At 47.3% G+C, this 1,269-nt stretch carries 2 tRNA genes and 2 rRNA genes; all 4 read right to left on the bottom strand.

What is annotated here, in order from left to right:
- Positions 1 to 382, bottom strand: a 23S ribosomal RNA gene (locus R7M72_RS24985); the annotation flags it as partial.
- A 263-nt stretch (positions 383 to 645) separates the two neighbouring features.
- Positions 646 to 721 (bottom strand) — tRNA-Ala (locus R7M72_RS24980).
- 42 nt (positions 722 to 763) lie between these two features.
- Positions 764 to 840, bottom strand: a tRNA-Ile gene (locus R7M72_RS24975).
- Positions 841 to 906: 66 nt separating this feature from the next.
- A 16S ribosomal RNA gene (locus R7M72_RS24970) occupies positions 907 to 1,269 on the bottom strand; the annotation flags it as partial.

The following is a 1,269-nucleotide window of genomic DNA, read 5'->3' as shown; positions in this document are numbered from 1 at the left end:
GATATCACGTGTCCCGCCCTACTCGATTTCACTGAACACACGTCGTCAACTACGGGACTATCACCCTGTATCGTCGGCCTTTCCAGGCTGTTCGTCTAACGCGTGTAAAGCTTAAGGGCTAGTCCAATTTCGCTCGCCGCTACTTTCGGAATCTCGGTTGATTTCTTTTCCTCGGGGTACTTAGATGTTTCAGTTCCCCCGGTTCGCCCTGTTGAGCTATGTATTCACTCAACAGTAATACCTTATGGTATTGGGTTTCCCCATTCGGAAATCCCAGACTCAAATGGTTTTTACTACCTAATCTGGGCTTATCGCAAGTTAATACGTCCTTCATCGCCTCTGACTGCCAAGGCATCCACCGTGTACGCTTAGTCACTTAACCATACAACCCGAAGGAGTTTCGAGTTGATAATCAAATCACCAAAGTTGTCTCTCATTATTTGAATGAGCGAGAGACATTCGATTTTGCCGGACTCAAATTCCAAGAACACTTGAATGTGTTATTAGTTGTATTCATAAAAGAATACTTTGAGAACTTTACAAACAACAATAAATTGTTGTTTTGTCAGCTTTCCAAATTGTTAAAGAGCTAGATTTTCTTATGAAAACCATTTTTAAAGATTCTTTTTCAAGAACACTTAAAGATGGTGGAGCTATGCGGGATCGAACCGCAGACCTCCTGCGTGCAAGGCAGGCGCTCTCCCAGCTGAGCTATAGCCCCATCAAGGTCTCGATACTGTCGCCAATTCCTTGGGAAAGAAATTGGTGGGTCTGAGTGGACTCGAACCACCGACCTCTCGCTTATCAGGCGAACGCTCTAACCACCTGAGCTACAGACCCAGTATCGTCTCTTTACTTCATAAACCGTATCAATCTGTGTGAACACTCATCGCAATAATCATCGTTTAAGGAGGTGATCCAGCGCCAGGTTCCCCTAGCGCTACCTTGTTACGACTTCACCCCAGTCATGAACCACAAAGTGGTAAGCGTCCCCCCGAAGGTTAAACTACCTACTTCTTTTGCAGCCCACTCCCATGGTGTGACGGGCGGTGTGTACAAGGCCCGGGAACGTATTCACCGTGGCATTCTGATCCACGATTACTAGCGATTCCGACTTCATGGAGTCGAGTTGCAGACTCCAATCCGGACTACGACGCACTTTTTGGGATTCGCTCACTTTCGCAAGTTGGCCGCCCTCTGTATGCGCCATTGTAGCACGTGTGTAGCCCTACTCGTAAGGGCCATGATGACTTGACGTCGTCCCCACCT

This window comes from Vibrio sp. YT-18 (genome assembly GCF_033337345.1).
GTDB lineage: Bacteria > Pseudomonadota > Gammaproteobacteria > Enterobacterales > Vibrionaceae > Vibrio > Vibrio alginolyticus.
The sequence above is the reverse complement of the archived record's forward strand: the minus strand, read 5'-3'. Positions and strand labels throughout refer to the sequence as shown.